This is a genomic window from Kosakonia sp. S42 (assembly GCF_016624785.1).
GTDB lineage: Bacteria > Pseudomonadota > Gammaproteobacteria > Enterobacterales > Enterobacteriaceae > Kosakonia > Kosakonia cowanii.
On the sequence record NZ_JACVTW010000061.1, the window covers coordinates 1 to 8,421 of the forward strand.

The window sequence follows — 8,421 nt, forward strand, 5'->3', positions numbered from 1 at the left end:
ATGGCCGAAAACGCGTAAATTTCAAAAAGTGCGTGGAACTAGAATGGGTGTACTTACAGCCACATCAGGTGAAAAGCGGCGCTGTTTTCACCTTAACAAACCAGCGGGTGATAAACAGGTTTGCCTGCGACTCCGACTCTACCAGGCCATCCTCCCGTGCAGTCGCGAGGGCATATATGCCAGGTAACCAGTTTTTTTCATATTTATCATCTCATCGCCATCCCGACGGTTGTCCTTCAGCACTATGTTTATCATTAAGTTCATCGTAAGCGCCTCGTCTGAAACGCCTGTGAGCAGAAAAGAGCAAACGCTAACTCTGCCCGCAATATCTGGGTATTACATTATTGAGGTTCCGAAAGATCATTAAAAAACTCAATCCTAAAATCACTAGGATTACGGCGTCGCTTCATAAGTGATTAAAAAACGTTCTTAGCATACGTTTTCGTACAATTGGGCTTCAGGCTCTCATTTGAGCGGGCTCAACAGGAACTGCGGAACATGTCCGTGAGTAGTTCGCAGAAAAAACCGAGCTGAGAGGCCAGGTGCGGTTCTCGAATCAGAAGGTCGGGAGCTTGCAGCGGGCGCTGAGGGAGTTTGGAAGTTTCTACGAGCGGAACAGGCGAAAGCGGTTAGTATTGAGCAACACTGGCTGGCACAGCTGTGGAAAATTGGGAGGAACGAATCTGAGATAAAACACGGAAAACACCGTGCTCCAGAATTATATAACATATCCTCATGTAATTAATTTGAATATATTTTTTATTCAGGTAAATAAAACATAAAAATAGACAAAAATGTGTAGATAAAAACATTAATAAATACATTTTTTAAAAAAAATATCAGATGTAGGTATTTAAATTAAATAATAAAAATTAAATCCTTATGCGGCATAACCAAAACATTCATAAAATAAATAAAAACAAGAAGGAATTTGTTTTTTTTCTTGATGAGGAAAAAGAAAAGTGTGTATAACCATAAGGCTGTAATAAGTAAAGGATATCAAAAATAAATCTACGTCTTGTGAGTCAGAGCTAAGATTTATATATACAGTGTGCGTCTGGAGACCGGTAAAGATCAAAGGTGTAGACTGGCCCCCTGAACCTCCTGACAGTAATATCACTCAAATAAGTGATAGTCTTAATGCCGGTTTAGACTGGTCGTTGGAGTCATGATGATTGACGTTTTAGGTCCGGAGAAGCGCAGACGGCGCAGCGTTCAGGAAAAAATCGCCATTGTTTAGCAGAGTCCTGAACCCAGTATGACCGTCCCGGTTGTTGCCCGCCAGCATGGGGTAGGAGCCAGCCAGTTATTCTTCTGGCGCAGGCAGTATCAGGAAGGCAGCCTGACTGCTGTAGCCGCTGGTGAGCAGGTCTCCCGCTTCTGAACTGGCTCCGGCAATGAAGCAGATCAAAGAGCTTCAGCGCCTGCCGGGCAAGAAAACAATGGAAGTTGAGCTACTAAAAGAAGCTGTCGATATTGGCCGCCAAAAAAATGTATGGTTCGCCCCTGTTTTGCAAATCCGCCTTTGACCGAATCAGTTTGCGTAAATGTATCCGACCTATCGCGAGTCAGCCGCTTTTGACGGCAAGGCCATGATCGGATATGCACGCTCAGTTTCTATCAAATGGATCGACTACGGAAACCGCTTTTTTGCCCCAGATTTACTGAACGTCGTTGCACTATTCTGTCATCATGTAAACCCTGCAAACTTTTGTAAGTTGATGTTATAAAAATATATTAACTACACTTGTGGTAGATAAAATGTCGATTTATGAGTCAATACTGCCCGAACTACTCGTGCAAGTTTGTTAGCCAGTGTCACGATCACTTTATTTCGGTGGATACCTCTGGCCTCCATTTTATCTGTCCATGCGCCCAATCGATCTTTCGTGCGATCAAGGTTTAAAACACATGTCCTGGCACCATGGATAAGTAATTTCCGAAGATGGGGGTTTCTGCGCTACTGATGCCCAGCAGCCGCTGTTTATCGCCAGTAGAATGTTCTCGTGGGACCAACCCCAACCAGGCCGCAAGATCGCGACCAGACTTAAACTGGTTGTCATTTCCGGCAAAAGCAGTGATTGCTGTTGCGGTTAATTTACCAATACTGGGTACGGATGTTAGCCTCGTTGCCGTATCGTCTGCACTGACATGATGCTCAATTCTTTTACGTAACAGCAGTAAACGTTCTTCGATAGCTTTAATTCGATCTAAAGCTCATTAAGAACGGTGCGCATTGCAGGCGTGAGCTCATGTTTTCATCTGTCAGTTTATCCGGCACATCGCGGACAAAATAAGTCGCACCAGTACCAATGGTAATACCTTACTCAAGTAAAAACGCCCAGGCCTGATTGATAACAGATGTTTTATGTGAAACCAAACGTTGCCGAACCCGGTGCAGGGTCTGTAAATCAAACTGTGCCTCAGTTTTTGGTGCAACGAAGCGCATCGTAGGACGTGAAATGGCTTCTGCTATGATCTCAGCATCAACAATATCGATTTTGTTTGATTTGACAAAAGGTTTTATAAATTGAGCGAGAACAATTCCGGCCAGATATCCGTATGCTTTAGCCTTTCCGGAAAGCCAATTGCTGCCAGGACAGGCTTCCATTCCAACCGTCATTGATAGTGAGCGGGAAAAAAAATCAATGAACCGTTCTCTGTCATCCTTTCCCGAAATACAGGTTTACCGCTCGAATTAAGGCCGACGATATGAAAAGAATTTTTACCAATATCAATGTCTAAATAAACAATATCCGGGAGCGGTTTGATTTTCATCATGCACCACATTAGTGAGTTAGCTTAACTCCCATAATTATACACCGGGGCGGGGCAAACCATCCCATTAGTGGATAGCGCATGTACCCTCGTTGCCTCCGAGTGTCGCGAGTGCAGCTGCACGTCATTCTCAGACGAACTTATGACTGGAAGGATGTCCACCGCAGTCGTCGCACTGATGATACGGATACGCTTGCCCGTATACACCATGTTATCGGAGAGCTGACCACATATGGCTATCTATCGGCGGGTATGGGCTCTGCTGCTCCGTCAGTCAGAAGGCGAAGATCTTGCTGCCGTGAATGCCAAACGTGTTTACCGCATCATGCACCACAATGCGCTGCTGCTTGAGCGTAAACCCGCCATACCACCATCGAAACGGGCATATACCGGCAGAGTGACTGTGAAGGAAAACAATCAGCGGTGGTGCTCTGAGGGTTCGGGTTCCGCTGTGATAACGGCGAAAAACTGCGTGTCACGTTCGCGCTGGACTGCTGCGATCGTGAAGCGCTTCACTGGGTAGCCAGCACGGGTGGCTTCGACAGTGAAACGGTACAGGACGTCATGCCGGGAGCCGTGGAGTGTCTCTTCGGCAACGGCTTTCCGGCAACGCCGATGGAGTGGTTGACGGATAACGGTTCATGCTACCGGGCGTATGAAACACGCCAGTTCACCCGGATGGTGGGACTTGACCCGAAAAACACAGCGGTGCGGAGTCCTGAGAGTAACGGAATAGCAGAGGGCTCCGTCAAAACGATGACGCGTAACTACACAGTATCATGCCCAAACCCGACGGGTTAACGGCAGTAAAAAAACTTGCAGATGCGTTCGAACACTGTAACGAATGGCATCCGCACAGTGTGCTGGGATACCGCTCACCGCGTGAATATCTATATCTGCGGCGTCGGACCAGTAATGGATTAAGTTATAAAAGGTGTCTAGAAATATAGGGGCCAATCCACATCAATAACGCGCTGGTTGATTGCTGTTGCGAGTGCAACAAAATTATTAATCTGCAGCAGAGACTGTTTAAGGAAAAATTATGGCTGATATCTACAAATATGGTTCTCAGGTATCATTTTCTGGTTCGGCTGACTGGTTTACAGGCATCGTCCGCGTAGACCCGCTGTTCCCGGCGAATGAGCCAGCCCGCGCAAGCGGCGTTAGCGTGACATTTGAGCCGGGTGCGCGTACCGCATGGCATACGCACCCGCTTGGACAGACGCTGATTGTTACCGCAGGTTTTGGTTACGTGAATACGTGGGGTGAAGAGGCTCGTGAAATTCGCCCAGGCGATGTTGTCTGGATCCCACCATTTGAAAAGCACTGGCACGGGGCAAGCGCAACTACCTCTCTTACCCACGTTGCTATTCAGGAATCACAGGAAGGGAAGGTTGTTGAATGGATGGAACATGTTACCGATGAACAGTACGGAGACAAATAATGAGCAATGGCATTAGCAGGAAAGTGATGATTATCACCGGCGCCAGTAGCGGGCTGGGGAAGTGCACTGCCCTCCACCTGAGTTTTGTGGGAGCGATCCTATTCCTCGGCACCTGTCGTATGGGGCGTCTGCAGATGTTTGTGGCCCAATTCGAAAAACAGGGCGGGAAAGCCGTCTTCGTTGCTACTGACGTTACGGTAAAGAGTAGGTAGAAACGTTGATTGAAACGGCCGTTGATGAATTTAATTGCGTTCAGTGTTACTGAATAATGCCGGTCTGAGCAACAGTTACACCAGAATGAGACCTGTCAGCGGACATAGACATCCCTGGCGTCGGCCCGCTGATCGTCACTGCAGCGTTCGCCATTGTGAGCGATGCAGGAATCTTCCGCTCAGGGCGAGAGTTCGCGGCTCACATCGCCTGGTGCCAAAGCAAACAGGCACTGGCGGTAAAGTACGGCTTCTGGGTATCAATAAGCGCGGCAATGCTTATCTGCGGACGCTGTTTATTCATGGGGCCAGAGCGGCCGCATTGCTAACGAAGTAGCCAAATCCGTGGGTAACGGAGCTGCTGAAAAGACGGCCGACCAGCATCGCGGTGGTGAGAATGACCAACGGTGTGGGCCATGGTGGCCCATAACCTAAAATACGACAAAACACGTCAACGTCAGGTCATTCTAAACGACCTGTGCTGACAGAATATTAACCCTTTTGACAGAAGAATGAATGTTGAAAGGTTAGCAGGGCAGCCGCAGTGATAACAACGACAGGTAAGGTCGTGGCTTGCTAAACCTGATGCGCGTCCAGAACGTGAAGCTCGTAGTGGGAATAAGGAACAAGTCGGCGGATTACATCGGGCCCCGCAAGCACTGGCTACAACAAGGCTGGTGATATGGACTCCCGCCTCCTCGGGGGCGACACTGAGCACCTCACCAATTCACAGGAGAACTTCAATGCCTACGCTTATCATCGACTTTGATATCGAAAAAATGTGTTGCAGATTCATGACGTTAACCACATTGGAAAATCGTCATGCAGCGAAAACTTCACCGAACTGACATACTAAAATTTTTATCAAAGTTGGAATCTAGTCTGGCCGATACCGAGGCCTGCCATGGCTCACATTTTTAGGCCCGTGAGTTAATTTCGCTGGGATACACGGTTCGTTTGCTGCCAACGCACTCAGGCATTCACTTCGTTGCGATCAAAACTGCTGCTGAACAGCAGTCACTGCAGTTGATTCATCACATGCGCCAACGGCCCATTCAGGGGCACACAGCGAAATCGAATCAGATCCGGAGCGTGTTTGCTGGAGAAGAGGTGATCTTCCCCCTCAGTCTTGCGCGATTGTGAAAGGGAGTGATCGACTCGTCAACAATTCCGATTCCTCCACTACGGCTTTGCTCAGACGACTTGGCCCGAATACCGCGAGCAACTAAGGCTCTGAAACAATGGTTCGACGAACTTGCTGCCGAGGTAGCTGAGATCTTCAAACACAATGAAGTTTGTGAACGCCTCGCTACCATTCCAGTAATCAGATCAGTCATCGCACCCGCTCGCAATGGTAGTTAATGTTTTGTCCACCGGAAGCACTGAGTACACTGTCGACAATGCTTTTAACCATTATTAACTCTTGCTACGGGTAACGAACATCTCTTTAAAGATGGACATGGCGGAGAATACATTCGACCAGTTTGCTACGAAAGCGAGCTTAGTCAGCATCTCTGATGCCTGAGTCTGGTCGAGCCCGTTAACCGCATCGGACACAACCGTTAACTTGGAGGGAGCGGCAGTTGCCTTTAAGCGGGCTCAAAACTTTAGATATTTCTCACACAGCGTTAATCACTTACATCACTCACTTTTACTTCATTGAGCATTTTCCACCGTTCTATCCCCTCATTACTTCATGTACTTCCCATGTCTGCTATTAAGTGTCGCGCTTTTAAGCCTGTTATCTACTGGCTCATTTTTAGATTTTTTATCTTTTTAGGTATTCCGCAGTCTTTGTGTGGCGCGGCTTTCAGCCGTAGCTTCACGGGGATCAGAATAAGTATGTATGGGTATCCGAGATATTATCGCGGTGAACATGCACGCGCTGGACCATATCCAGGAAGAGGAGTACCGCGACATGAAGTTAGGCATCATGCTGGATGATTCTATTCCGCACGATATCAGTCAGTTGAGTTTGTTCAGCGAGGATCGCCCACGGGCGAACAGCGCAAAACGGATTAGATTGATTGATGGCATCACCAGCCCGGACTGGGAACATCTGATTTGTCGGACAGGGTATGAACACGCTGTGACAGATGAAAAGGAATATGCTACCGCCGGCATATAAATACACTGGGAAAACATTCCGGTGGCACGCGTATGCTTGCCTTCTGCGTTTATGTGGAGGGATAAACATGATGGAGGCACTTGCTGTAATTCATTCTTTAAAAAAGAGAGATGAAAAATTATTGAGCGTGAGCGGGGGGACCCCTATTAAGTTGTCAAGCATATTTATGACGCCGTAGGGGTATAAAAAGTCCCGTCGCGCATCATGGCGAACAGGACGTCGCAGCATCCTTGCCAGGGCGATAAGCGCCTGGTTGTGTCGTTTTCCCTGGCTCATTTTGCGTGTGTAGTAAGCCCTGGAGATCGGATCTCTGAGCGCAGCGAAGGCCGACAGGAACAGCGCCCGTTTGAGCGTTTTATTACCGTGTCTCGAGGGATGCTCCCCTCGTATGGACGTGCCGGATCGTCGGGTTACCGATGCGAGACCAGCATAGGCTGCAAGATGTGCGGCAGAGGCGAAGGCGCGGCAAACAACCTCTGTGAGGAGTCTGGCAGCGGTCCTGACGCCGACTCCGGGCATGCTGGTCAGGATCGAGTAAAGAGGGTGAGCAAGGACCCGCTGTTCTACTTCCAGGGCCACCTCGTCTCTCTGCTTACGCAGCGTGATGAGCTGGAGTGCCAGGCGTGACAGAACAACAACAGCGGCATTCGTGCCGGGAATGATGACGGTTTGCTCTGTCAGTGCCTGTGTGATGTCTGCGGCAAGGCGTTTTCCCAGACGGGGCGCGAGTTTGCAGAGCTGGGTTGCCAGTTTTTTCTCCCCCAGGGAAACGAGTTTTTCGGGTGAGGGATATCGCTGGAGAAGATCGAGTACGGCCGGATGATCCAGTCGTGGGCCGAGAACACGTTCCAGTGCCGGATGTATCCGGGTCAACAGGCCGCGGATACGGTTGCTGGCCTGCGTTGTTTGTGCGGCAAGATCATCATCGAAGCCACAGAGCATGGAGAGTTCGGCGATGTGCTCGTCAGCCAGCTTCAGCGTGCGTAGTGCGTGAGGCAGGGTACGGGCAGCTTCGGCAATGATGGCAGCGTCACGAGCATCAGTTTTGGCTTCACCGGCGTGTAAGTCGGCGATGCGGCGCATTGCCAGCCCGGGAGGTATCCGATAAGGACGCCTTCTGAGCGGGCAACGGCGACGGGTAACGCACCGATGGTGGCAGGCTGGTCAACAACCAGCAGTATCTGACCATGTTGTTTCAGCTCAGATATCAGCACCCTGAGTTTGTTTTCGTCGTTGGGTAATGCTTTATCGGACAAGCGCTTACCTGAACGATTAACGGCAACAGCGTGATGAGTATCTTTATCGACATCAACGCCGATAAAGACCTGGACGGATTCGTAATCGCTGGATTCGGTCATTCTGTCTCCCTGTTTATACGGGTTAACCAGATAACCACGGGGAGCAGGTACCAGCATCCACGTTACAGACGGTCCCGGCAAAAGCGCCTGACCTGACCCCTATTAGCGGTTACCAGCGCCCCACCAGACCCGATGACATCACCCCCCGGATCATGGACGACTGGGGCAGTAATCATGCCGGGTCTGGCTGGCTAACACCCCATTATAAGGGGTATGAATAAGGTAACGGGGGGCCACGCCCCAAGTGCTTAGATGGCGATTGTGGGTAAACTGTTGGCAGTGTTTTTTGCTGTCAACGATTTATCCACATGTGACACTGCTCCGAATTTAATACCACGACGTATATTAAGATTTTCATAATTTCGCCCCTGCTCCCAAGTTTTTTCCGTTCCTAAGCTGTGTCCCTTAATTACTTAACCGTTGATAAAAGAGTCGGATGCAGCCCAGTTTCATCATCGACAGATAATTTCTCGCCGTTTTGTCGTAGCGTGTGGCAATACGCCG

Annotated in this window: 5 protein-coding genes and 5 pseudogenes; 6 read left to right on the top strand and 4 right to left on the bottom strand. The window is 49.2% G+C overall.

The features are described 5' to 3' along the window. Positions 1-1,171 precede the first annotated feature (1,171 nt). Positions 1,172-1,496 (top strand): annotated as a pseudogene (locus tag IAE50_RS25205) (transposase); the annotation flags it as partial. Between the two features lie 406 nt (positions 1,497-1,902). On the opposite strand, the gene IAE50_RS26905 reads toward IAE50_RS25205, so the two are convergent. Both IAE50_RS26905 and IAE50_RS25215 read right to left on the bottom strand, forming a co-directional pair. Next, complete coding sequence (locus tag IAE50_RS26905) at positions 1,903-2,205, bottom strand: transposase (RefSeq protein ID WP_200581643.1); 303 nt, start codon at positions 2,203-2,205, stop codon at positions 1,903-1,905. 118 nt (positions 2,206-2,323) lie between these two features. Next, entirely contained in the window at positions 2,324-2,611 is a 288-nt protein-coding gene (locus tag IAE50_RS25215; protein WP_200581639.1) for a transposase, read from the bottom strand. Between the two features lie 257 nt (positions 2,612-2,868). Between IAE50_RS25215 and IAE50_RS25220 the strand changes: the two are divergent. From IAE50_RS25220 to IAE50_RS25240, 5 genes and pseudogenes are all read left to right on the top strand, one after another. Next, positions 2,869-3,728 (top strand): annotated as a pseudogene (locus IAE50_RS25220) (DDE-type integrase/transposase/recombinase); the annotation flags it as partial. 92 nt (positions 3,729-3,820) lie between these two features. After that, entirely contained in the window at positions 3,821-4,222 is a 402-nt protein-coding gene (locus tag IAE50_RS25225; protein WP_200581640.1) for a cupin domain-containing protein, read from the top strand. A gap of 26 nt (positions 4,223-4,248) precedes the next feature. After that, positions 4,249-4,434: an SDR family NAD(P)-dependent oxidoreductase gene (locus tag IAE50_RS26910; protein WP_375288141.1), complete on the top strand. Its 186-nt coding sequence runs from the start codon at positions 4,249-4,251 to the stop codon at positions 4,432-4,434. 81 nt (positions 4,435-4,515) lie between these two features. Continuing rightward, positions 4,516-4,902: pseudogene (locus IAE50_RS25235) on the top strand (transposase); the annotation flags it as partial. Positions 4,903-6,277: 1,375 nt separating this feature from the next. After that, positions 6,278-6,559 (top strand): hypothetical protein, encoded by a 282-nt coding sequence (locus IAE50_RS25240; RefSeq protein ID WP_200581642.1) that lies wholly within the window; start codon positions 6,278-6,280, stop codon positions 6,557-6,559. Positions 6,560-6,649: 90 nt separating this feature from the next. On the opposite strand, the pseudogene IAE50_RS25245 reads toward IAE50_RS25240, so the two are convergent. Both IAE50_RS25245 and IAE50_RS25250 read right to left on the bottom strand, forming a co-directional pair. Further along, positions 6,650-7,974 (bottom strand): annotated as a pseudogene (locus IAE50_RS25245) (IS110 family transposase). Positions 7,975-8,322: 348 nt separating this feature from the next. Beyond that, a pseudogene (locus IAE50_RS25250) lies at positions 8,323-8,421 on the bottom strand (IS5 family transposase); the annotation flags it as partial.

What these genes read in the sequence shown, in the direction of transcription:
- IAE50_RS25215 (WP_200581639.1), bottom strand. Translation starts at nt 2,611, where the DNA reads ATGGAAGCCTGTCCTGGCAGCAATTGGCTTTCCGGAAAGGCTAAAGCA.
- IAE50_RS25225 (WP_200581640.1), top strand. Translation starts at nt 3,821, where the DNA reads ATGGCTGATATCTACAAATATGGTTCTCAGGTATCATTTTCTGGTTCG.
- IAE50_RS26910 (WP_375288141.1), top strand. Translation starts at nt 4,249, where the DNA reads ATGATTATCACCGGCGCCAGTAGCGGGCTGGGGAAGTGCACTGCCCTC.
- IAE50_RS25240 (WP_200581642.1), top strand. Translation starts at nt 6,278, where the DNA reads ATGGGTATCCGAGATATTATCGCGGTGAACATGCACGCGCTGGACCAT.